Below are 23,653 nucleotides of genomic sequence, written 5' to 3' on the forward strand. Positions count from 1 at the left end.
ATCTAAAACCTATATTGTCCGGCGAGGAAAATTTTTTCGGAACAAGGCGGCGGATGGCGGAATAACCGCTTTATTCCAACTGACGACAACCGTCGGCAATATATGAATTTAGATGTTACAGACTGCTAAATTGCACAGTAAATATTTTATACAATATGGTTGAATAAAACAACCTCACGGTAATAAATCAGACAGGGGCCTATTATGAATCAAATAGAAAATATAAATTACACCAGCATATTAAAATATGGGACCATCGTTTATGACGGTTTTGACAGCGCAATAAATGATATTGACAATTGCGGCTGCCGGCCTGGCTGCTCCGTTCACCAGGTTACCGTTAATATCAAGGACATATACAGCCTTTGCCGGCATGAAGGCAAAGTCGCAATGGATATTGTAAGCGGACTGGCTCTCCTGTACCTGACAGTTTCACCTGAAGAAAAAGGCTGCTTCTATTTGCTGGATAAACCCATTGTATTGAATCCGGGAGTTTATTACAATATAATTTCACTCTACGGAAGCTGCTGCTGTATACTGGCCTGCTCCGGCCAGGGAGAAAAAGTCCAGGTGCCAGCTCCCATAGAAGGTCCCCTGGGAATGTCCTCCAAAATAAATATATCCAAAATACATACCCTCTTTTATCAGGAGAAGGAGAAAGGCTTTAATTTCAAGGGTGAAGCCCATGATTTTCTGGAACTCACATATATAGACAAGGGTAGGATGTATACTTCCATCGACGGCAGCACCATACAGGTGGGGCAGGGTGAAGTGGTGTTCTACGGCCGGGATCAGTTTCATTCCCAATGGTCCGATAATGATCAGACCGTATCCTTTATCACTCTCACATTTGATATGGACCTGTCGGCTCCGGTCCTATTCAATAAAAGCCATGCTGTCGACAATGATATGAAGGCCCTGCTCCAGAAAATCATATTTGAAAGGGAGAATAACTCTTTATATTCCGAAGACTTGATATTGTGCTACCTTAAGGAATTTATCATCAAGCTGGTAAGAAATCTCCTTTTGGAAAAAGTAATTACACAGCAGGACAGTGATATACGGAGCAGGATTGATAATACCATCATTGACAAATGTCTGGATTATATAGATAAACATATTGAAACAAGGGTTTCTGTTCCCGATATAGCTAGAAGTATTCCTATAAGCCCGTCCTATCTTTCACTGATCTTTAAGAAAAAAATGGGCATTACGGTTATTGACTATATAAATAACCTCCGGCTGGAAAAGAGCAAGGACCTAATAAATACAAGCAGCCTCAATTTCTCGCAGATATCCGAAAAACTGGGCTACTCGTCAATTCACTACTTTTCCAGGCAATTCAAGCTGAAGTACGGCATAAGTCCGTCGGAATATGCCAGGTCCATCAAGAGATAACTATTTTTTCAGCTGCTTGAGTATTTCGTCAAGCTGGTTTTTATTGTCACACCGCAGCATGGGTTCGAACAGGTCTCCTTTCTGTTCCACCCGCGCCGCAATATTCTTCAGCGTAAACATTTCAGGCCGTATTCTTCCCAGTTCACTCCATTCAATCGGTGTCGACACCGCAGCGCTTTTCACCGCTCTGGCCGAATATGCCGTGATCATACTCTTCCCATGCCACATCTGTTGCCAGTCAAAGTATAACTTTCCTTCCCTGTTTTTCTTCATTCTCTCAATTGTGACCTTGCTGCTGAGTTTGTGGGTAAAATACTCAGCAAAGAACTCATTGAGCATTCTGGCAGTATCATAATCATACCTTGCCCCTGTAGGGATGAATATCTGAAGGCCGGTTGCGCCGGAAGTTTTTATAAAGGCTTTTATACCAAGGGCCAGCAGGGTTTCATGTATACTTCCCGCTATCTCGGTTACGTCGTTAAAGGTGTTGCCCTCATCCGGGTCCAGGTCAAAAACCAGGCTTGACGGGTGGTCCGGCTTTTCATGTACATTAAAGCTGGTATGCAGCTCCAATGCAGCCTGAGTGCATAGCCATACCAGGGTTGCGGCAGAATTCAATGCGATATAGTTCTTATCGTTGAATTTGACGGTTTTAACCCACTCAGGCGTATTTACAGGCTTCTCCTTCTGAAAAAAGCTTTTGTCACCAATCCCGTGGGGATACCGTATGGAGGTCAGCATCCGGTTTTTGGCATGCCTTACTACGTATGGCGCCAGCTTTGTCATAGTCTCAATAAATTCCAGCTTTGTAACATTGGCCTCGGGCCAATACAGCTTGTCCGGACTTTTAACATTTATTATTTTGCCTTCAATTTCCACCTTAATATCTGTAATTGTCTCCATCAGTCAGTCAACACCTTTCCATCAGCCTCGTCCAGAGGCAAATTAGTGAATCCCAGTATCTTGGGATGCCTGAAATGCCCGTCATTTGACAGTTCCAGAAAACCTACCCAGCAGGTTATTGCCGGTACAGTCCAGGTCAGTTCGGTTCCGGTCATATCAATATCTGTAATTCCATCTGGTTCAAAAGGACACTCCCTCTGTACCAGTTCATCCCTATACTGCCTGAGCAGCTGCAAATCCTGACCTTTCAAGCCCAGTGAAGCCTTTCCCATGTAGAAAAGTTTTGTGCCTGCCCCGGCCCTTATGCCCATCAGGAGCGAATTGGGAAGCTTATCCTTCCACTGAATCCCCCCTATGACACACAGCATTTTCTTTGTGAACTTTGTCTTAAACCATTCTTCATGCTTTTTTCCCGGCAGATAATAACTGTTTAGTTTTTTTGAAACTATACCCTCCATGTTTTCAAGTTTCATATTTCCATAGAGTTCATTTCCATTTTCAAAGACCCGGGATAAAAACACGGTATTGCTGTTCTGTATGACAGGAGCCGCCGCCTCTTCCAGGATATCCTTTCTTTCCTGCAAGGCTGTCCTGGTAAGCTGCCGGCCATTGTACATCAATATATCGAAAAGCATATATTTTACAGGATAATTCCTTAAGTAATACTCAAGATTGCGTTTATTTTTTACAGTTTCTCTGACAAGAATGTTATGAAAGCTGGGGTACCCCCGGTTATCCTGAACAACAATTTCTCCGTCCAGCACCATGTCTTTTTCTCCAAGAGAGGTTTCAAGTATATTGAGTTCAGGATAGAAATCGGTTCTTTCATTTCCTTTCTTTGTATAAACCTTCATACTTCCTGATTGAAGGTAGATCATTCCACGTATGCCATCCCATTTGATTTCGTGAATATATCCAGGTCCCTGTTTGACTCCGGGAATGCTGACAGGTTCCATGGGGGGTATCCAATTCACGACTTGACAGTTTCCTTTGTTTTTCTTGTCTTTTTCTTAGTTTTCTCTTCTCCGGTATCCCCTGATCCCTTTTGTACCCCGGGCAGATCTGTATTTTCTTTTTCCTGATCCATAACCTCTGCTTTTTTTCTGCCCCTGGCAGCAGTTTTTTTACCGGTCCCGTCAACAGCTTCGGTATTGTCCTTATTGTCCTTTGACATCTGTATGCTCTGTTTCAAGGCCTCCATCAGGCTGACAATGTTTTCCTTATCCGTTTCCTTCTTAACAACGAAGTCCTTGCCTTCAACCTTTGCATTGATTTTTTCCAGAAGTCTTTCCCGGTAATTGTCATGGTACTTATCCGGGTCAAATGCCGTGGTCAGATTGTCAATCAGCTGGGCAGCCATATCCAGTTCCGCCTCGGTTGTCTGGAGATTTTCAGGCACTCCCGGCACCTGTTTTGAATCCCTTACCTCATCGGGGTAAAATATGGTTTCCAGAACCAGAACATTGTTGTATACCCTGATTACCGCAAGGGATTCACGGTCTCTGATGGTTATTTTTGCAACCGCGATCCTCTTTTTACCGTTGAGTGCCTCCCTTAAAAGAGTATAGGCCTTTCCTCCGGTTTCTTGGGGACCTAAAAAGTAAGTCTTGTCAAAATATATGGGATCGATCTCTTCAAGTTTAACGAAATCCAGTATTTCTACGCTTTTTTCACTCTTTACCTCTATGGATTCAAAATCCTCCTCGGTCAGAATGACAAATTTGCCCGGCTCGTATTCGTAGCCCCTGACTATATCTTCGGGCTGGACATCCTTGTTGCATGCCGGGCAGGTTTTTTTGTACTTCACCGGTGTATGACATTCCTTATGGATGTATTTGAACCTTATATCCTTGTCCTCGGTGGCCGTAAACATTTTAACAGGTATATTTACCAGACCGAAGCTTATCGAACCCTTCCAAACTGTGTGCATATTAACCTCCCAAGCCATATTATGGCTTTGAGCCGCATAGCGGCCACAAACTGAACTTCATTGTTGTTATCAGTATTTTTCGTATAAAAAATTTTATTATGCGCGTTAATATTTTACTGACGGCCGCTGCATATGTTATAATTTAGTCAAATATAAATTAAATTCATGAGGAGTTATATGAAATGCCTTTTTATGATCTGAAATGTCCCAAATGTGGTAGTGAATTCAATGTTATGGCTAAAATGAGTGAGCGTGAGAATAATCAGATAAATTGTCCCGACTGCGGTAACAATCAATTGGAAACTGTTTTTAAGAGTGTAAATATAATACAGTCCAGAAAATCGGACAGTTCCGACTGCCCCAACAGACATGTGTGCGGAGGCTGCTGCAGCCATTAATATATACACAAAAAAACAAGGTATCTTATTATAGCAGATAACTGCCGGATAATTAAATCCTAATAAGATACCCTGGTATATCTGATAAGGGTGTGTATTTATTCAAGCAATTCAGAATCTATTTCTATATCGGAATTGGTCTTCTGATCCTTTTCAGGGTTTTGTTTAGTCGGATTTTCTTTCGTTGGATTTTCTTTTACAGGGTTTTCCTTTGTGGGATTATCCTTTATATTGCTGTTATCCGGATTATTCTTATTAGTATTACTCTTATCCATATTGCTTTTCTCTGTATTACTTTTATTTTCCGTATTGTTCTTATTTATATCGGATTGATTTAAGTTGCCCTTTGATGCACTATCCTCGTCAAGCTTAATTACATCCTGTTCTTCCGGTTGGGAAGTGATCAGATAAGCCGATCTTGGAAAGGCCACATCCAACTGGTAGCTGCCTTTGAATTCCTTATTGACCTTTCCGTCAATTTTAAACTGGACTGATTTTACATCCTTTAGTTCTGTAAGAGTATTTACAATGGAATACAATGTAAGCTGCTCATTCTTCTTTCCGCCCTTGTGCTTATCTATAAAATCCTTTGACAGATCCACAGTAGCAATGCCTTCTTTTATTGATACATTTGAATGGACTTTGGTCTCCTGGGGAATTGTGGCCTGAAGCAGGCTTCCTTTTGCAGGTCCGCTGATGAGCTCTTTAACAAGAACCGTTGCCAGGTTGTCATTTCCTTTTGCCACTTCGGCATTATCTATATATCTGGTTTCAGGTGCAAGTTTACCTTGTTCATTTATAAAATACAGTTTACAGGGAGTTTTATCCTTTAATTCACCGGCTTGATTTTCACCCAGCGAAACACTACTTGCAGGAGTTAATTCATCAATACCCGAGCTTTCATCGGTAGAGCCGCATCCGGCAAACAAAGTCATGGTGATTACACACACTAAGATTAAACTAAATATTTTTCGCATCTTTGACACCTCACATAAAAATGTTAAAGCAAATAATATGAATATTCATCCTTACACAACTATTTCTATGCCCAAGCTTTATCAAGTATTCTACCTTGTCAGATTTTTTTATAACTTTTAATAAAAATATCAAAGTATATGAGAAAGGGACTGTCCCAAAATCAGACAGCCCCTTCCTTAATTTGTATATATCTACTTATTCAGTCCTCTTACATACTCAATCATCTGCCTTGCCGCCACTGCTCCCTGTCCCACTGCGGTGGAAATCTGCTTCAGTCCGCCGGTACAATCTCCTGCGGCATATAAGCCTTTGAGATTGGTTCCCTGTTTTTCATCCACGACTATGGCGTTCTTGCTGGTGATAACCCCCAGCTTTCTGGCAAAATCAATACTCGAAGCCGAATCATATGCCACAAACAATCCGTCCAGCCTCTCTTTGGAGCCATCGTCAAAAACAATATGCTCCACAGCGTCCTTTCCGTCAATGGCTTTAATAATATTGGTATTTATCTTAAACCGTTGAGCTACATTTTTATACTTTTCCGAAAGTTCAAGCTGCCTGCCATTGGTAAAAATAGTAATATCCCCGGTAAGCGGTTCCAGTTCCATGGCCTCGTGTATGACAAAATCCCTGTATCCCAGCAGCCCCACTTTCAGACCCCTGTAAAAGAAACCGTCACAGGTGGTGCAGTAGCTTACACCATTTCCTTCGAATTCATTGATTCTTTCAATCTTAACCTTTGCAATCTGCTGTCCCGTGGCCAGCAGTACGGCCTTGCCCGAATAATTTTCACCCGTGGTATAAACCTCGAAGTATTCCCCTTTTTCAAGGGCAACAACCTCGTTGTTATCAAATTTAACCCCCAATTTAAGAGCCTGTTTTCCCCCCTGCTCAAGAAGGTACTTTCCTGAAACAGGTTCCGCAAAACCAAAATAATTCTCTATCCGGTCTGCTTTCAGCAGCACGCTTTTGTCCTGACCGATTACCATTGTCCTGAGTCCGGCTCTGACAGTATAGATAGCGGCAGACAGACCTGCAGGTCCTTTTCCTATAATAATTACATCAAACATGATAACCTCCCGTTGTAATTTGCAGCACTTAAAAATTAAAATGTACATGTACTACTATATAGTATACCATCCATATATTTTTTCAAAAATAAAATTTTAAATGTAACAACTCCCTCTAAAACATCATAGTATGCATTATCTTAAATATTTATGGAGGTAAAGTTATGGGATGTTTTGGTGGAAGTGAAGGTTTTGGATGTGAATGGCTTATAATACTGGCCATAATTTTCTTCTGCTGCTGTAACGATGGATTCGGTTGCTTTTCAGACATATTTGACGATTGCGGAATAGTCTGGCTTGCAATAGTCCTTTTGTTATTATTCCTCTGCAACAGTGACCGTTGTGGCGATGATTGCTAATCAAACTAAGGATCGTCCATAGCAAATGTATTTGAATAGAAGCTTGGGTAATATCCAAGCTTCTATTTCAAATTAACAAAAATTGTTTTTACATAATAAGCTTGTCAGCGTGCATAAACTGTAATAACAACCAAACATTAAATTACATATTGGAGGTATAATATGGGTGAAAATTCATTAAGCAAAAAAATTCAGGAGCTGTTAGGTGATAAAATGGTTCAATCTAAAGTAAATCAAGCAATTGATATGTTGAAAAAAGATAATTCCGATGATTTGGCAAAAAAACTGGAGAAGATTGATAAAAATGAGTTAATGGAAAAAATCAATGAGTTTGACGACGAGAAAATCAAGAACATGAAAATAGACAAGGAAGAAATTAAAAAGAAGATTACCAAAACCGATCTGGATAAACTTGAAAAAATTCTTGGAAAAGACAGCAAGGATATTATGAAAAAGGTTAATGAATATCTGAATTCATAGCTTCAATTTCATCAATGTTTTATGGCAGGTACATAGTGCCCGGCATGGGCACTTTTAAAATTAATTTAACCCCATAAAAAAGTATCGAGCAATACTTTTTGTCATACCAAAAGCGCTCAAGGAGCGCTCTTGGACAATTTATTGAGGTCAACATAATTGACTATGCACATGTGGGGGCATGGAGGTTAAGATGAGTGACGACATGGGTGACAAAATCAAGCAAATAGCGGATATGCTGGGACAGAACTCAAACCCCAATATCCCTGACAATGTCAAGGGTCTGCTCAACATGCTCATGTCCAATACCGGTAACAGCTCTAAAGATGAAGACACACAAGAGGATCCGGATCCGCCTCAGAAATCCAGGAGTAATGAGAATTCAAATTCAAGTTCTAACAGTAATGAAGCAGATGACTTTGCCGATATGGCCAGAAAGATGAAAAAAGCCATGAGCAAGCTCAATGTAGCAAACGACCCGAGAGTAAACCTGCTCAATGCAATCAGGCCATATCTTAATAAAAGCCGGCAGAGGAAGCTTCAAACCTGTTTAAAACTTATGAGAATCGGCAGCCTTACTCAAGTACTGGATGACTCGGAAGAGCGGCCTGTATAAAGAGCACCCTATGAATAACTGGAATTGGAGTGAATGGAATAATGGCTTACAGGAAGCGTTCTTCTAAATCTCGCAGATATAGAAAAACAAATACCCAGAATAACTATCATGTGGAGCAGAATACCACGTCAGCCGAAACTGCTCTTTCAGAAGAACCCATACTGTCCCTGCCTGCCCCGGCAGAAAGTCAGGAACGGAAAAAATCCCAACCTCTGGGCTTTTTGTCCTCACTGTTCGGCGGGGATAAATCCGAGAGATCGGGAAATCCGCTATTTACAATCTTCGATTTTGATATTTATCTGGATGATTTACTCCTTGCAGGTTTACTGGTACTTCTGCTGACAGACAAAGTCCAGGACGAAATACTTATTATTGTTCTTCTCTACCTGCTATTGGACATTTTTTAGTGATTAGCCTTTTCAAGCCGGCTTTTTTCACTCAGTTTATGGAAAGTGGAAAATACAAAACATACAATTACTGCAATAAATATGGTTTTAAACACTATATTGACAATCAATAGGACATAACTGGTAACATTGGATATCACCTGGGCATTTGCCATTGAAAAATTAGCTATAACATATATGACATCAAATAAAACAAGTATAATATCAAAAACAATGTATTTGGACAACAAAGTCCAAAAATCATTGTCTGATATTTTTTTTGCTATTTTAAAATGATTTTTGCTGTTTACAATGGCAGAAGGATACCAAAAGGTTATATACTGTCTGAAAAAAGCGAAACTGAAGAACAAAACAATTATTGTCACTACAAATAACAGTACGCCTGCTACGATATTTACTTCCCCGTTCAAGGCATTGTCTATAAAAATAGCAGCCGGTATTGAGGCAACAATGACGTAGATAACAAACAGTATAACCGCACTGAGGGTCCACAAATTGACCGAAACCATTCTGAGAAAATATTTCTTCACTCCGGCCAGGAACTCACTTCCCGGCTTTTTTTCCTTGCCCTGGACTGCATTGGTAAGTATATTGAAACAGCCTGAAAGCAGCAGGCCGAATATCAATGCTGCAGCTGCCACTAAAACAGCAAGTGCCATAATGATTTTAACTGCCGTTTGCGGAACAAGTACTGTATCTATAACAAATTGTATTATATTTACATAATCATCAAAGGGGCTTCCGGTTTTAAACATTGTTATGCTATAAAAAAGCATCATCAGCAGATATTCCACAACAGAAAGAACCGTACTGGTTATGATTGTAAGAATAAGTATAGACGGCCTTTTGGCAAGTAAGCGCACAGCATTATTTATAGTTCCCATTGGTCAGGTCCTTCCTTCATATTTCAATTTAATCTCTAAATGTTTTTCCCAGGCACCGTTTAATTAATAAGCAGTATTTTTTGATTATGGGAAATCATAACATAAATAATATCACAATTAACCCTTCAAATAAAGTACGGGGATGATAAATCAATGTACTCAGTTAATCTCCCTCATGCTTAAGGATATTCTCTTCCTTTCGGCGTCTACCTCTATTACCCTCACTTTTACTATATCCCCTACAGCAACCACTTCCATCGGATTCCTGACAAACCTGTCGGCAAGCTGGGAAATGTGAACAAGGCCATCCTGATGGACGCCGATGTCGACAAAAGCACCGAAATCGGCCACATTTCTCACGGTCCCCGTCAGGACCATTCCGGCCTTGAGATCCTCTAAATGCAGTACATCAGTGTGGAGAATGGGCTTGGGCAATTCATCCCTGGGGTCCCGTCCAGGCTTCAGCAGTTCATTTACAATGTCTTTTAAGGTCGGCAGGCCGATTCCCAGTTCCTCTGCCACCTTTATCCTTCCGTTCTGTTCCACTTTCTTGTCCAGTTCCCGGAGACTCTTGCCGCTAACATCCGACAGGGTATAACCCATCTTTTTCAGAAGTTTCTCTGCCGCTGTATATGATTCGGGGTGCACCGAGGTATTGTCCAGAATATTGTCACCGTCGGTAATCCTTAAAAAACCGGCGCACTGCTCAAAGGTCTTATTGCCCAGTTTCTTGACCTTTTTTATTTCATTCCTGCTCTTAAACTTTCCGTTCTCTTCCCTGTACTCAACAAGATTCTTCGCTATAGCCGAAGAAATCCCTGAAATATAGGATAATAATGGTGCTGACGCCGTATTGAGGTCTACACCTACATTATTTACACAGTCCTCAACCACTCCGCCCAGGGACTCATCCAGCCTTTTTTGGTTCATATCATGCTGGTACTGGCCCACGCCTATGGCCTTCGGATCTATTTTTACCAGTTCGGCAAGAGGGTCCTGCAGCCGCCTTGCAATGGATACCGCACTTCTGAGGGCCACATCAAACTCGGGGAACTCCTCTGCCCCAAGCTTGGAAGCCGAATAAACCGACGCTCCCGCTTCACTGACCACCATGTAATAAACCTTCCGGTCTATTTCCTTAAGCAATTCAACTACAAAAAGCTCGGATTCCTTGGAAGCAGTACCGTTTCCTATTGATATGATATCCACCTTGTGCTTTTCTATCAATTGCTTCAGCTTGGACTTTGCCTCTTCAATTTTGCTCTGGGGAGGTGTCGGGTATATGACCGTTGTTGCAAGAACTTTTCCCGTCTCGTCAACCACAGCGATCTTACAGCCTGTCCTGTAGGCAGGATCAAGGCCCAGGACAACTCTGTCCTTTACCGGAGGCTGGAGAAGAAGATTTCTCAGATTTTCTGCAAATACCTTCATAGCCTGCTCCTGGGCAGTTTCAGTCAATTGGTTTCTAATGTCCCTTTCCAGCGAGGGGAAGATAAGCCTGCTGTAGGAATCCTCTACGGCGGCTTCAACATATCCTGCCATTTCAGGATTTGTGTTCTTGACAGTCCTGCCTTTCAAATATGCCAGGCACAGCGCACTGTCAACATCTATTTTTACTTGAAGGAATTCCTCCTTCTCACCTCTGTTCACTGCAAGAATCCTGTGATTTGCAATTTTAGAGACAGGCTCCCTGAAGTCATAATACATCCTGTAAACGGAATCCTCTTCCTTCCTGGCGGCCGATACTATCATCGCATTACGGAATATTGTCTCTCTGAGCGCCTTTCTGTATTCAGCGTTATCCGATACCTCTTCGGCAATAATGTCCATGGCTCCCGCAAGGGCTTCTTCCTCAGTGTTTACTCCTTTTTCAGGATCAATGTAGCCCGCTGCTATCCTGAGTACAGGTGTCTTTGAAGGCATCTGGGCAAATATGATTGCAGCCAGGGGTTCAAGCCCCTTTTCCTTGGCCACCGAGGCTCTGGTTTTTCTTTTAACCTTGTAGGGCCTGTATATATCCTCTATTTCCTGAAGAGTGACCGCCCTGTCAAGAGAGCGTGAAAGCTCTTCTGTCAGTTTGCCCTGTTCGTCTATAAGCCTTCTGACAGCTTCCCGTCTTTCCTCCAGATTTCTAAGATATAATAAACGCTCGTACAGTTCTCTCAGTACCTGGTCGTTCAATTCTCCGGTCACTTCTTTTCTGTAGCGGGCAATAAAAGGTATGGTATTTCCTTCGTCTACAAGTTTGACAGTATTTTGTACCTGAAAGGGCTTCAGGTTAAATTCCTTTATCAGCTGATCTATAATGTCCATCTTACATTCTCCATGTCCAAAAATTTGTAAATCGTATTTTATTATAACATTAATTCTGCTGCCGGTCACAAGAAAATTCACCGGCTATTATACTCCAAGAAATTTGCTTCGAAACCCGCTTCGCCCACTTAGGAACTCTGCCTAAATTCCTATACGCTAAAAAAATAAGAACCGGGGCACACCCCAATTCTTATTTTTTAAATAGAAACATGTTCTTATATAATTCTGCTGGTAGGCTTGGGTTTACCGCTGCCGCCCTTCTTTCCGCCGCTGTTGCTGTTTTTGTTTTCTCCCAGCTGATCATTGTCAAAGGACACATCATTATTCTGGTCCTTGTTCGGGTTTTTTGCCATTCGAAACATCCTCTCTAAAAGATAATTGTACCTTTGTCAGGTATTTATATATATTCTTTACACTTTAACTCAAGAAAATTCGCTATGCTCAGTTTTTGGTGCTCATTTGTGTTTGCACTCAAATCCGGAAGGAAGCTTTAGTCAGTTCCTCAAAGCCCGGCTCGGCCCTCAGTTTTTCAGAAAGCTCCAGCAGTGCCCTGTCCTTCATTTTTGCCTCAAGCATGATATCTATATCGCAGTCAAGAGCTTTTGCCGTATTCAAAAACTCCATAAAACCGGCATGGTCGATATAATCGGCATGACTCCTGAATTCCTTCTGGCTTTTTGGACTTGAGAAATGTATTTTGGGCGGAAAAGGTTCCCCGTCCCAGGTTTTATATATTTCCGGCAAAAGCTCGCTCAGCCTTTCACCATTATTTGCACATTTGTGATGGTGAACATCCAGCACCATGGGAGCGCCCAAATCCTTGCAAAGCTGCAGTACGTCGGCTGCGGTGAAACATTTGTCGTCGTTTTCTATGATTATACGCTTCCGTATACGGTCGGGCAGCTTTGAAAAATTGACCTTGAATCTTTCGATTGAACTGCACTTATCCCCGTAGAGGCCTCCTACATGAAGCACCAGCTTGTACCTGTAATCCTCAAGCCCCATTGCTTCATACAATCTGACATGATAATCCAGATCCTTGACAGAAGCCAGCAGCACCTCCTGCTTAACCGGATTGAGAATTGTAAAATGGTCAGGATGTGCACTGATGCGAAAACCGTTTTGTTTTACGAATTCCCCCAATTGCCTGAGTTCGCTGGCAAACTGGCGCTGATATTCCCAGCCTGCCAGCTCCTGGTGGGTTGCAAGCGGTATCAGCTTCGATGTGAGCCTGTACACCTGAATATTCATAGCGCGGTTGTACTTGAGAATTCTCAGGGTATTTTCAATATTAAGCTTTGACACCCTGTCCAGCCTTATACCTTTTGCCTGGGCGTCCTTCAGCCTGCTGTACACGGCATAAGTGACGGTACCCGAAGGTGAACAATTCTCAAGACTCAAGGTCATAGCAACATATCCCAATCTGAATATCAAACCTATCCCCCGCTTTTGATGTTATTAAAAAGACAGGTTTATTATTCGACTGTTTGACTATTTTGATACCTTCACCATGTGAATTCTTTGATTTCGCCTTATCTTTACAAAAATGCAATAACCCATATTCAGAGCAGCACCCAGCAATCCCATGGCAGTATCCCTCTGCGAATCCCAGATATCTCCCTGGGCCTGGGTCAGAATGAACAACTGCTGTGAACGGCTCACTGCCGCAATCAACATTTCGGTCAGAGAATTGAGCGCACACAGAGCTACTATGATAAAAACCGCCAAGAAACATGCTTCAATATACCTCAGCCTGAATCGCCTGTAAAGTATCTCCATGACAGGAATTGATATCAGCAGCCCGAAGGCCAGATATACAAGCCTGTCATAATTATTCCTGATGAAGCCGAAGGTCCCCTTCATCCACTCTCCTACCGGACACAGGGCATATGTATAATGAGCTCCCAGCGTATTAAGTATTAAAAAAACCAGGACACTTAAATATGATAAATTGGTAAGCCTGCCTTTTCTGTAAAATATCATCATACAGGCTATCATAATTGCCGAAGGAAGGCTTAGAAACCACCATTCCAGGTAATCTACAGGCTTCAGCGCGAAAAACACAAATACAACAATATATAAGGTCAGCATAAATTGAAGCGGTCTGTCTTTTTTAAAAGGCACCGCTTGTTTTGATACATATATCAGCGAATATTTTCTTTTTTTACCGCCATTTTAACCTCCATATCATACATGTCATATATAAAGTAATATTTATAATGGCTTATGGTAAAATTTCATATTATTATATATACTTAAAAATGTGCAAATATGTCAAAAGTACGGCAGTTGACTTTATTATTGCTAAACAGCTGTAAAAGGAGAAGTAAATGAATAAACTAAAGATATTATTCGGCAGATTAATGAACTCAAGTATTGTCAAATATGGTCTGGTAGGCGTTATAAATACCCTCATAACCGGCTTGATCATGTTTGCCTTAATGAACGTATTTTCAGTTTCCCTCAGATTATCCAACATAGTCGGATATGTGGCAGGTTTTATAAACAGTTTCATCCTTAACAAGTTATGGACGTTTAAAGGGAAACAGTCCTCCACCCTGTCACAATTCATACGTTTTACAGCGGTTTTCGGAGTGTGCTTCCTGCTCCAGCATGGCCTGGTAATACTGCTGGCCGAAAAGCTTCTCCTTGGGAAAAACATATCTGCTCTTATTGGAATGGTTTTTTATACAGGGGTAAGTTATATCCTCAACAAGCTTTTTACATTTAAAAAATAAATTGAAATGAGGCTTATTTCCATTGATATATGTAAATACTAACTTTGAATCTCACAGCTGGTATTTATCATCGTATATTTCGATCAATGGAGGTAAGCATCATGAGTGAAAAAATTACTGCGCTGTATACAAACATATATGACGCAAACAGTGTAATGGGTACCTTAAAAACAAACGGAATCGACAAAGCATGCCTTAATACTTCTGAGTGCGGACTTCATTACGGAATAAATCCAAGACACAGAATCACTAAATTTCCCGGGGCAGTTTCTTCAACAATGGTCAAGCTTGAAGTAGATGTTGACACCGGTAACCGGGAAAATGCTCTTTCTGTTTTGGAGGGAAGCTTTGGCGTTATTGAATAGCATTAAAGAAATATCTGTATAAATCATGTGGTCCTCCAATTAAGAGGATTATTACGCCGGGTATGGAATATAATAAATATAAGTTGTTTGATAAATACCAGTATTGTGGGATTAGTTTTTTCATACCATTTACCGGCGTGTCCATGCCGGGCATACTCAGGAGCCCGGCTGGCCTGCACGCAGAGGGAGGTCAGGATGAAAGCTATTATTATGGCCGGCGGAGAAGGCTCCAGACTGAGGCCGCTTACATGTGATTTACCAAAACCAATGGTTCCTGTCTTAAATAAACCTGTTCTGGAACACACAATCGAGCTGTTGAAAAATTACGGAATCAAAGAGATCGGCATTACATTGATGTATCACCCGCAGATTATAAAGGATTATTTCGGAAGCGGTAAAAACCTGGGTGTCAAAATTACATATTTTATCGAAGAATCCCCCCTGGGCACCGCCGGAGGCATAAAAAATGCTGAGAGCTTTCTGGATGAGCCCTTTATTGTTATAAGCGGTGACTCCATAACAGACCTTAACCTTGAAATGGCTGTTGAATATCACAGGGAGAAGAATTCCCTTGCGACAATCATTCTTTCAAAGGTTGATGATCCGCTGGAATACGGAGTGGTGCTGACAGATGAAACAGGCAGGATAACCGGCTTTCTGGAAAAGCCCAGCTGGGGCGAATTGTTCAGCGACACGGTGAATACCGGTACATATATACTTGAACCCGAAATTTTGAACTATATTGATGCTGATAAAAATCTTGATTTCAGCCGTGATTTATTTCCCCGCCTGCTGGCCGCATCAAAAAAAATGTATGGCTATGTGGCACCGGAGTATTGGTGTGATATGGGTGATATCCGGTCATATATCAAGGTACACTGTGACATTCTGGATAAAAAAATAAACCTGGGCCTCAACGGTATTCAATTGAAGGATAATGTCTGGGTCGGTGCAGGGACGGTCATTGAAGCAAATGCAGAAATCAACGGCCCCTGTATAATCGGTTCAAACTGCCGGATAGGCAATGGTTCGGTTATTGATAGATACACTGTTATAGGTAATAATACTACAATTGAGGATGATGTTTCAATTGTCAGGAGCATTGTCTGGGATAACAGCTATATTGAGTACGGCAGTGAACTCAGAGGAGCCGTAATATGCAACAGGGTGAATCTCAAGCATTATGTCTCGGTGTTCGAGAATGCCGTTGTGGGTGAAGGCTGTAAGGTTAATGAGCGTGTAATTGTTAAACCCAATATAAAAATCTGGCCTGAAAAGATCATCCAGCCCTTTGCCATCATCGATAGAAATATGATCTGGGGGTCCAAGCACTCCAACAAGATATTCGGTGACAACGGTATTTCAGGTATTGTTAACGTGGATATTTCACCTGAATTTGCAACCAGACTGGGAGCCGCATACGGTTCACAGTTTAAAACGGGCTCCAGAGTTGTAGTGAGTTCAACCAATTCCAACTCGGCGAGAATGTTCAAGCATGCCTTTATTTCAGGTATGCTGTCGGTAGGAGTTGAAGTCTACAACATGAGCAGCCTGCTCACCCCCATAGCCAGAACCGCCATAGGCTTCCTTTCAGTGGAAGGCGGGATACACATAAAAAATGATATTCATGATGTTAACAGGATCAAGGTCGACTTTATGGATGTCAGGGGTGCTTCAATCAGCCGGCTGACCGAAAGAAAGATAGAAAACTCCTTTTTCAAGGAGGATTTTAACAGATGCTCGGCCCAGCAGATAAGCAGGCTGAATAATATAACCGACTTCAGCAGCTACTATACCCGGAATTTAAGCAGCAAGACCAACATGCAGGTCATCAGGGAGAAAAATCCAAAAATCTGCATCTTTTCAAAATCCGATTACGTAATCTCAATAACAGTACCTCTCTTAACAGGACTGGGCTGTACCGTTAACCGCTTTACAGATTATGAAGCTCCGGAGTCGGTTACAGCTGTAATTAAAGAAACCAGTTCGGATTTTGCCGCCATAATAGACCAGAATGCAGAACAGCTCATCCTGGCGGACAAGTTTGGAAAGGTAATTATAGATGACCTGTTCCAGGCCCTTATTGCATCAATTATATTTAAAACCTCACCCGGTGCTACTTTTTTTGTACCCATTACATGCTCTGAAGTCATAGAAAAACTTGCCGCCAGATATAATGGCTCGGTTAAGCGTACAAAGAACTTCTCCCAGGCAATTATGGATGAAATACTGTCCTATAATAAAAAATACGGGTATAATGATGAGAGCCCTATATCATCCGGATTTGATTCTTTCAGGCCGGATCAGTTTACCCTGGGCTTTGATGCCATCGAAGGGCTCATAAGAATAATTGAGTACATGTGTTATGCAAATACCGACCTGAGTGTGCTTTTAGCAGATATTCCCGACTTCTTTATGGATAAGAAAAGCATTAAATGTCCCTGGGAATCAAAAGGCACTGTTATGCGGAAAATAATCAGCGAGTACAGGGATAAAAAACTGGAACTGCTGGATGGAATCAAACTGTATACCGAAACAGGCTGGGTCCTGATTGCACCCGACGCAGATAAGCCCATTTTAAGAATGGTGGTTGAAAGCTCTTCAAAAAGCGGGGCAGCTGAGCTGTCTTCCAGGTATTACGGCCTTTTGGAAAAAATCATAACAAATACATAGGATATTTAACCTGATGGAGATAAAATGAGAACAATTATTGCAAAAGAGAAACATAGCGGTAAAAAGATTGACAAAGTGATCCGGGATTTTTTTCCCAACCTTTCTTCGGGTATGCTGTTCAAAACCCTTAGAAAAAAAGATATAAAAGTGAATGGAATACGTGTCAGGGAGGATTACCAGGTACTTGAAGGCGATAAAATAGATATTTACATTATTGACGACTATCTGCTTGGAAAAAACGATGAAGGGTATTCCATTGTCTATGAGGACAATAACATAATGGTGGTCAGCAAGGCACAGGGAGTTCCCGTGCATCCTGACAGAAACCAGACCGAAGCCACACTGATCGATAAGCTTCAGAAACTCCATGGCCGGCACCTTGTCTTATGCCACAGGCTTGACAGGAATACGGCCGGCCTGGTGATTCTGGCAAAGAACAATGCCGCTCTTGATACAATGCTTGAAAAAATAAAAGAAAGAGAAATTCATAAATATTACACCTGCATTGTTTCGGGTATAATGGAAAAAAGCCGGGCAGAGCTTGTTGATCACCTGGAAAAGAACGATAAAATAAGCAAGGTTTTTATTTCAGATAAAAAAACCAGAGATTCCCTTGAAATAGTTACCCGGTATAGAGTATTAAAAACCCTGGAGAATCTCAGCATGCTGGAGGTTGAACTGGTAACAGGACGGACCCATCAGATCCGCGCTCACCTGGCCCACTACGGCCATCCCATCATTGGTGACGGTAAATATGGCAGAAATTCCGAAAATAAGCAGTACGGTGCAAAATATCAAATGCTATGTGCCAGCAGGCTGATTTTTGATTTCAAAACTTCTGCCGGGCCTCTGAACTATCTCAATGGAAAAACCATAGCCATTGAACCTCCCTTTAGCCTGGAATCCCTGCTTTCCGGTCAAAAACCCTGAAATTGTTCCGATGTGTGAAAAAGCTGCAGACTCCCGGCTGCAGCTTTCCCTGAAAATCTTATGCTATTTTTTAATGAACATCTGAACAAACAACTTCCCATAGGTTGGACTGTCAACAATCCCTATGCCTGTGTGAGTAAATTTGTCATTGTATATGTTGTTGCCATTCTCTTTCAGCCATGCCTTGACAACCTTGTCAATAGACTGGTTCCCGGCAATATTCTCACCTGCGGTACTAAACTTGATCCCATATTTCTTCATCATGTCAAAAGGTGTACCGTAATATTTTGATGTATGGCTGAAATAGTTATTGTCCTTCATATCTTTAGCCTTCAGCCTGGCAACCGTAACCAGCTGGGCATCAAATTGCAAAGCCTTGAGACCTTCTTCCTTTCTCGCTTTGTTTACCGCATCAAATAAGGCCTGTTCATCTGAGGATATGTTCATCGGCTTTTCTGATACTGTTGCCTTGGAAGAGGTATTTTCGGCTGTAGATTTCGTTTTGTCAGCACTGCCCGGTACTGCCGCTTTTGAACCGGATTGACTGTTTTTTGCAGTGGTTGCGGCGGTTGACTTGCCGCTGTTGTTCTGCGTTGCCACCTGTTTGGTGCCGGTCGTAGTCTTGGCTTTATCAAGCTTTAAGTAACGCGAGGAAACCGAGCCTACATTGCCGTTTGCACCGACGTATACGGCATACCAGTCTCCCAATTTACCCATTACCGTGACCTTCTGATCCTTCTTTAATTTGCATAGAATATCAAAAGTAGTTGCCGGACCCGTCCTTAAATTAACCTCATTGGCAGTAATAACACCCGAGCTGCTGTCAACTTTTTGGTATGCTTCTGAAGCGGCGACCATATACTGTCCGGTTCTTACGGGTAAGAATGTAAAAACCGACACCAAGAGGGCCGCCGTTATTGTATAAATCCTTTTTCTTTTCATAAAACCCCTCCTACATAGATAAGTGCTGCTTACAGTATCCCAAAGTCAATTAACATGGGTTGAAAACGACCTCCGCCTGGAGGCGAAGGTTTTAACCGCAATTGACTTTATGACCTGCAATGGGAAAACAACCCATATGCTATAGTATTGACAGGTTTTACATATTTATTTACATTTTTTGAGAAAAAAATGAAGGAGCTGAATACAAGCGATTTTTCAACCACTGGTACGCCAGCCCCTTCTTAAACGTAAGTTTAATTGGCACTATGCCTTAATTCAATATTAGTATGCTTTTCCCCAGTAAACCATGGTCTTGGCCGGCTTTCCGCAGCACATGCATTTATCAGACAGCTCTTCCTGTTCAAAAGGCATGCACCTTGCAGTTGCACCGGTCAGTTCCTTGACCTTGTCTTCACATTCCTGGTCTCCGCACCACATGGCTTTTACAAAACCGGGAGTAGCGTTGATGATCTGCTCGAACTGGTCAAGTGTGGTTGCTGCGTAAGTCTTTTTGTCCCTCAGCTCTCTCGCTCTTTCAAGAAGAGAGCTTTGAATATCCGCAAGCAGTTTTTCTACAGTCTCCTCCAGATTGTCCATAGGAGTGAATATCTTTTCTCTTGTATCTCTTCTTACAAGCACAACCTGATTCTTCTCTATATCCTTTGGACCAACCTCCAGACGAATGGGAATACCCTTCATTTCATATTCTGCAAATTTCCATCCAGGCATCTTGTCGCTGTCATCAATTTTAACTCTGAATTTTGCAGACAGACCTGTTAAAAGTTCATTTGCCTTTTCAAGTACCCCTTCCTTATGCTGGGAAACGGGTATTATCACCAACTGTGTAGGTGCCACCGCAGGGGGCAGCACCAGGCCGCTGTCATCCCCGTGTACCATTATGATGGCACCAATAAGGCGGGTTGTAACACCCCAGGAGGTTTGATGCACATACTGGAGCTGATTGTTTTTATCTGTGTATTGAATCTCAAAAGCTCTGGCAAAACCGTCTCCAAAGTTATGCGAAGTTCCCGACTGCAATGCTTTTCCGTCATGCATCAGGCTTTCAATTGTATAGGTTGCGTCGGCACCGGCAAACTTTTCCTTGTCGGTTTTTCTGCCTTTTATAACAGGAATGGCCAGAACATTTTCACAGACGTCAGCATATACATTGAGCATTTTAATTGTCTCTTCCTGCGCTTCCTCAGCAGTGGCATGGGCTGTATGACCTTCCTGCCACAGGAATTCCAGTGTTCTGAGGAACGGTCTTGTTGTCTTTTCCCATCTTACCACTGAACACCATTGGTTATACAGCTTCGGAAGATCCCTGTAGGAATGGACTATATTTGCATAGTGTTCGCAGAATAAAGTCTCGGATGTGGGTCTTACACACAGTCTTTCAGTCAATTTTTCATCCCCGCCGTGTGTTACCCATGCAACCTCAGGGGCAAAGCCTTCAACATGTTCTTTTTCCTTCAGAAGCAAGCTTTCTGGAATAAACATAGGCATATAGACATTTTCATGCCCTGTTGCCTTAAATCTTGAATCCAATGCTTTCTGAAGGTTTTCCCATATGGCATAGCCATATGGTTTTATAATCATACAACCTCTTACACTTGAATAATCAATAAGTTCCGCTTTTTTAATAACATCGGTATACCATTGTGCGAAGTCATCATTCATAGACGTAATGGCTTCAACTAATTTCTTATCATTAGACATTTGAAACTCCATTTCCGGCAAAAGCCAAACGAATAACATTCAATGCTTTATTTGAACAACACAAAAAAGCACCAATTAATATTATATAATATATGTATCAGGTAATGTCAATACACTTGAAGACACCTTGCAGGTATAATATAATGTGAGTGGCAAAATATTAATTGCAGCTGCAGGTTAATAATATTAAAACTACCAATTAATCTTTTAAGGAGATTCGCTAATGAAGGTCGGTATAGGTCAGGACAGTCATAAATTTGACTTTGAAAATAAAAATAAAAAATTTGTTTTGGGTGGAGTAATTTTTGAGGGAGTTACTCCGTTAGCGGGAAACAGTGATGCCGACGTGGTTTTGCACGCAATTACCAATGCGGTTTCAGGTGTTACCTGTGTCAATATACTGGGAAGAGTAGCAGATGAAATGTGCATGAAAAAAGGGATAACAGACAGTTCGGAATACCTGAAAGAAGCGCTGAAACATCTCGTGGATGTCAAAATAGTACATGTGTCCATCTCAATAGAATGTTCATATCCAAGGATTACACCAAAGATACCTGAGATGCGTAAAGTGATCTCAGATCTGTTAAGTATTCCCCAAAACAGTGTTGGAATAACAGCCACCTCCGGAGAAGGTCTGACTCAATTCGGACAGGGCCAGGGAATCCAGGCTTTCTGCTGTGTTACGGCCCTGTAAGGCAAGTAACACAGCTACAGTTTGTCAGCTTTCAGAGCTTTGGCCTGTCACAGGTTTGTCAGAATAGACTCGCCAATTATCAGGTCTTCTGGAGTTGTAATCTTAATATTATTGTAACTTCCTTCAAGGATTTTAACGGGAATCCCCAATTTCTCCACCAGAACCATATCGTCAGTTCCGGTATAATTGTTTTGGACAGCGGTTTCATGGGCTCTCATAATTAAGCCGTAATCAAAGCATTGGGGCGTCTGTATACTCCATAGAAAACTTCTGTCTGGTGTAGATGCTACGAAACCGTCCGGACCGGATATTTTTATGGTATCTTTCACCCTGACACCTATACCGCAGGCACCGAATTTTCTGGCTGCATTGATGCTTTCACTGATATTTTCAACTGCCACAAAGGGTCTGGCACCGTCGTGTATCAGTACGATCCCGCAGTTATCCCCTATTGCGCAGAGGCCTTTATACACCGAATCCTGCCGCTGGACTCCTCCGCTGACCAAACACTTCACTTTTGAGAATTGAAATCTTTCAATGATATTATTTTTACAGAAATTTATATCTTCTTCATTTATAACTACAATAATTTCATCAACTTCGGAACACTGCTGAAAAGCTGCTATTGTCCTGGCAAGTACGGGAATGCCTCCAAGCTCCAAATACTGCTTGTTTATTTTTGAATGCATCCTGGTACCCCTACCGGCAGCCGTGATGACAGCCGCAACTTTTCCGGTCAATCTATTATCTATATCCAAAATGTAATATTCCTCCATGTATATACTCTGCTGCCTATTTGTTGGGCTTTGCAAACACCATCCTGCCGGCCGATGTTTGAAGTACGCTGGTAACCATAACAGGAACTGTCTCTCCAAGATATTTCTTTCCGCCCTCTACAACTATCATGGTGCCATCCTCCAGGAAAGCCACTCCCTGACCTGCCTCCTTGCCGTCCTTCACCACCTGCACATTCATTTCCTCACCGGGCAGGGCTATGGGCTTAACTGCATTTGCCAGTTCATTTATGTTTAAAACCTTTATCCCTTTCAGAACTGCCACCTTGCTGAGATTATAATCAATGGTGACAAGTTTTCCCTTGAGCTTAAGGGAAGCTTTCATCAACATTTCATCGGCTTCCATGTTGTGATAGTCAAATTCTTCTATTTTAACGGTATGGCAGCTGTCCTTCTGGAGCAGATTCAGGATGTCCAGCCCCCTTCGTCCTCTCGCTCTTCTCAGACTGTCGTCCGAATCGGCTATATGCCTGAGTTCCTCCAGGACAAAGGAAGGTATTACAAGCTCTCCGTCTATAAAACCCGACGAGCAGATATCGAGTATCCTGCCATCGATGATGGTGCTTGTATCCACTATCTTGGGAATATTGGAGTTTACTTTTCCATCTCTGAATATATCTAAGAAATTTTCGTTTCTTTTTCTCAGCGAAATTCCCACACCTGTAAAACCAAATAAAATATTTATTATTACGGCAAAGGGTACCCCGATTATTTGAATTTTGATTATGGGTATGCTTATGAGATTTGCCACGATCAGGCCCACTATAAGGCCTAGCGCACCCAGCAGCATTTCGGACAATGTAATATTCTGAATCCCGTTTTCTATCCTGTCAATAAAAACTCCGACAAATCCAATGATTTTAGAGGCCATAAAATAAAATAGTGTACAAAATGCCAATGAAAATAAAACGAAAATCAAAATTCTTAAATTTTCGCTCATGGCAATGTGATTACTTAATAAAACTGTTCGTAATATTGTAAAACCGGTAACAGCACCTAGAATAGAAAAAGAAATTTTTATAATCCTGTTCAGCACATTAAATCTCCTTCAAAAGGTATTTTTAC

General features: G+C 41.7%; 25 protein-coding genes. 11 read left to right on the top strand and 14 right to left on the bottom strand.

All coding sequences use genetic code 11. The features are described from left to right. Positions 1 to 204: 204 nt before the first annotated feature. Positions 205 to 1,398, top strand: a complete 1,194-nt coding sequence (locus CTER_RS16385; protein ID WP_004627229.1) for a helix-turn-helix domain-containing protein — start codon at positions 205 to 207, stop codon at positions 1,396 to 1,398. On the opposite strand, the gene ligD is transcribed toward CTER_RS16385, so the two are convergent. The 3 genes from ligD to ku are packed head-to-tail and all read right to left on the bottom strand — an operon-like array spanning position 1,399 to position 4,231. Next, complete coding sequence (ligD, locus tag CTER_RS16390) at positions 1,399 to 2,301, bottom strand: non-homologous end-joining DNA ligase (protein WP_004627240.1); 903 nt, start codon at positions 2,299 to 2,301, stop codon at positions 1,399 to 1,401. After that, positions 2,301 to 3,275 carry an ATP-dependent DNA ligase gene (locus CTER_RS16395; RefSeq protein WP_004627234.1) on the bottom strand — a complete coding sequence of 325 codons (975 nt, stop codon included), beginning with the start codon at positions 3,273 to 3,275 and terminating at the stop codon, positions 2,301 to 2,303. The genes ligD and CTER_RS16395 overlap by 1 nt, the downstream gene beginning before the upstream one ends. Continuing rightward, positions 3,272 to 4,231 carry a non-homologous end joining protein Ku gene (gene ku, locus CTER_RS16400; protein ID WP_004627226.1) on the bottom strand — a complete coding sequence of 320 codons (960 nt, stop codon included), beginning with the start codon at positions 4,229 to 4,231 and terminating at the stop codon, positions 3,272 to 3,274. The genes CTER_RS16395 and ku overlap by 4 nt, the downstream gene beginning before the upstream one ends. A gap of 182 nt (positions 4,232 to 4,413) precedes the next feature. On the opposite strand from ku, the gene CTER_RS16405 reads away from it, so the two are divergent. Beyond that, positions 4,414 to 4,629 (top strand): FmdB family zinc ribbon protein, encoded by a 216-nt coding sequence (locus CTER_RS16405; RefSeq protein ID WP_004627339.1) that lies wholly within the window; start codon positions 4,414 to 4,416, stop codon positions 4,627 to 4,629. A gap of 98 nt (positions 4,630 to 4,727) precedes the next feature. On the opposite strand, the gene CTER_RS16410 is transcribed toward CTER_RS16405, so the two are convergent. Then, the gene (locus CTER_RS16410; RefSeq protein ID WP_004627248.1) at positions 4,728 to 5,606 is read right to left on the bottom strand and encodes a GerMN domain-containing protein; all 879 of its coding nucleotides are present in this window, start codon (positions 5,604 to 5,606) and stop codon (positions 4,728 to 4,730) included. A 192-nt stretch (positions 5,607 to 5,798) separates the two neighbouring features. Beyond that, complete coding sequence (locus tag CTER_RS16415) at positions 5,799 to 6,677, bottom strand: NAD(P)/FAD-dependent oxidoreductase (protein WP_004627261.1); 879 nt, start codon at positions 6,675 to 6,677, stop codon at positions 5,799 to 5,801. Positions 6,678 to 6,841: 164 nt separating this feature from the next. Here CTER_RS16415 and CTER_RS16420 point away from each other — a divergent pair, with 164 nt between their 5' ends. The 4 genes from CTER_RS16420 to CTER_RS16435 all read left to right on the top strand — a co-directional run bounded on the left by CTER_RS16420 (position 6,842) and on the right by CTER_RS16435 (position 8,536). Further along, positions 6,842 to 7,036, top strand: coding sequence for a hypothetical protein (locus tag CTER_RS16420; protein ID WP_004627199.1), 195 nt, complete (start codon positions 6,842 to 6,844; stop codon positions 7,034 to 7,036). A gap of 162 nt (positions 7,037 to 7,198) precedes the next feature. Beyond that, positions 7,199 to 7,516 (top strand): hypothetical protein, encoded by a 318-nt coding sequence (locus tag CTER_RS16425; RefSeq protein WP_004627307.1) that lies wholly within the window; start codon positions 7,199 to 7,201, stop codon positions 7,514 to 7,516. Positions 7,517 to 7,706: 190 nt separating this feature from the next. Next, positions 7,707 to 8,129 (top strand): hypothetical protein, encoded by a 423-nt coding sequence (locus CTER_RS16430; protein ID WP_004627280.1) that lies wholly within the window; start codon positions 7,707 to 7,709, stop codon positions 8,127 to 8,129. Between the two features lie 41 nt (positions 8,130 to 8,170). Further along, positions 8,171 to 8,536, top strand: coding sequence for a hypothetical protein (locus CTER_RS16435; RefSeq protein WP_004627252.1), 366 nt, complete (start codon positions 8,171 to 8,173; stop codon positions 8,534 to 8,536). Here CTER_RS16435 and CTER_RS16440 read toward each other — a convergent pair. The 5 genes from CTER_RS16440 to CTER_RS16455 form a co-directional block, all read right to left on the bottom strand. Next, positions 8,533 to 9,420, bottom strand: coding sequence for a hypothetical protein (locus tag CTER_RS16440; RefSeq protein WP_004627310.1), 888 nt, complete (start codon positions 9,418 to 9,420; stop codon positions 8,533 to 8,535). The two genes, CTER_RS16435 and CTER_RS16440, sit on opposite strands and share 4 nt — an antisense overlap. 159 nt (positions 9,421 to 9,579) lie before the next feature. Further along, the gene (locus CTER_RS16445; RefSeq protein WP_004627317.1) at positions 9,580 to 11,733 is read right to left on the bottom strand and encodes a Tex family protein; all 2,154 of its coding nucleotides are present in this window, start codon (positions 11,731 to 11,733) and stop codon (positions 9,580 to 9,582) included. Between the two features lie 215 nt (positions 11,734 to 11,948). Continuing rightward, positions 11,949 to 12,086, bottom strand: coding sequence for a hypothetical protein (locus CTER_RS28350; protein ID WP_004627266.1), 138 nt, complete (start codon positions 12,084 to 12,086; stop codon positions 11,949 to 11,951). A gap of 118 nt (positions 12,087 to 12,204) precedes the next feature. Further along, entirely contained in the window at positions 12,205 to 13,167 is a 963-nt protein-coding gene (uvsE, locus tag CTER_RS16450; protein ID WP_004627311.1) for a UV DNA damage repair endonuclease UvsE, read from the bottom strand. 57 nt (positions 13,168 to 13,224) lie between these two features. Beyond that, entirely contained in the window at positions 13,225 to 13,824 is a 600-nt protein-coding gene (locus CTER_RS16455) for a DUF2238 domain-containing protein (RefSeq protein ID WP_051066618.1), read from the bottom strand. A 239-nt stretch (positions 13,825 to 14,063) separates the two neighbouring features. On the opposite strand from CTER_RS16455, the gene CTER_RS16460 reads away from it, so the two are divergent. The 4 genes from CTER_RS16460 to CTER_RS16475 all read left to right on the top strand — a co-directional run bounded on the left by CTER_RS16460 (position 14,064) and on the right by CTER_RS16475 (position 18,439). After that, complete coding sequence (locus CTER_RS16460; RefSeq protein WP_004627233.1) at positions 14,064 to 14,471, top strand: GtrA family protein; 408 nt, start codon at positions 14,064 to 14,066, stop codon at positions 14,469 to 14,471. 101 nt (positions 14,472 to 14,572) lie between these two features. Beyond that, entirely contained in the window at positions 14,573 to 14,836 is a 264-nt protein-coding gene (locus CTER_RS16465; protein WP_004627224.1) for a hypothetical protein, read from the top strand. A gap of 195 nt (positions 14,837 to 15,031) precedes the next feature. Next, positions 15,032 to 17,509 carry a mannose-1-phosphate guanyltransferase gene (locus CTER_RS16470; RefSeq protein ID WP_004627337.1) on the top strand — a complete coding sequence of 826 codons (2,478 nt, stop codon included), beginning with the start codon at positions 15,032 to 15,034 and terminating at the stop codon, positions 17,507 to 17,509. Between the two features lie 24 nt (positions 17,510 to 17,533). Further along, the gene (locus CTER_RS16475) at positions 17,534 to 18,439 is read left to right on the top strand and encodes an RluA family pseudouridine synthase (protein ID WP_004627347.1); all 906 of its coding nucleotides are present in this window, start codon (positions 17,534 to 17,536) and stop codon (positions 18,437 to 18,439) included. A 63-nt stretch (positions 18,440 to 18,502) separates the two neighbouring features. Here CTER_RS16475 and CTER_RS16480 read toward each other — a convergent pair whose 3' ends face one another. After that, a complete protein-coding gene (locus CTER_RS16480; protein ID WP_004627314.1) occupies positions 18,503 to 19,381 on the bottom strand; it encodes a CAP domain-containing protein in 879 nt (292 codons plus the stop codon). A gap of 282 nt (positions 19,382 to 19,663) precedes the next feature. Next, entirely contained in the window at positions 19,664 to 21,100 is a 1,437-nt protein-coding gene (gene proS / locus CTER_RS16485) for a proline--tRNA ligase (protein WP_004627349.1), read from the bottom strand. Positions 21,101 to 21,323: 223 nt separating this feature from the next. On the opposite strand from proS, the gene ispF reads away from it, so the two are divergent. Beyond that, entirely contained in the window at positions 21,324 to 21,794 is a 471-nt protein-coding gene (ispF, locus tag CTER_RS16490; protein WP_004627238.1) for a 2-C-methyl-D-erythritol 2,4-cyclodiphosphate synthase, read from the top strand. Positions 21,795 to 21,841: 47 nt separating this feature from the next. Here the strand turns inward: ispF and ispD are convergent, their stop codons facing one another. Together ispD and CTER_RS16500 are read right to left on the bottom strand one after the other, a co-directional pair. Further along, positions 21,842 to 22,552, bottom strand: coding sequence for a 2-C-methyl-D-erythritol 4-phosphate cytidylyltransferase (gene ispD, locus CTER_RS16495; RefSeq protein ID WP_242834998.1), 711 nt, complete (start codon positions 22,550 to 22,552; stop codon positions 21,842 to 21,844). Positions 22,553 to 22,586: 34 nt separating this feature from the next. After that, complete coding sequence (locus tag CTER_RS16500; protein ID WP_004627331.1) at positions 22,587 to 23,624, bottom strand: PIN/TRAM domain-containing protein; 1,038 nt, start codon at positions 23,622 to 23,624, stop codon at positions 22,587 to 22,589. Positions 23,625 to 23,653: the final 29 nt, after the last annotated feature.

This window comes from Ruminiclostridium cellobioparum subsp. termitidis CT1112 (assembly GCF_000350485.1).
GTDB classification, from domain to species: domain Bacteria; phylum Bacillota; class Clostridia; order Acetivibrionales; family DSM-1351; genus Ruminiclostridium; species Ruminiclostridium termitidis.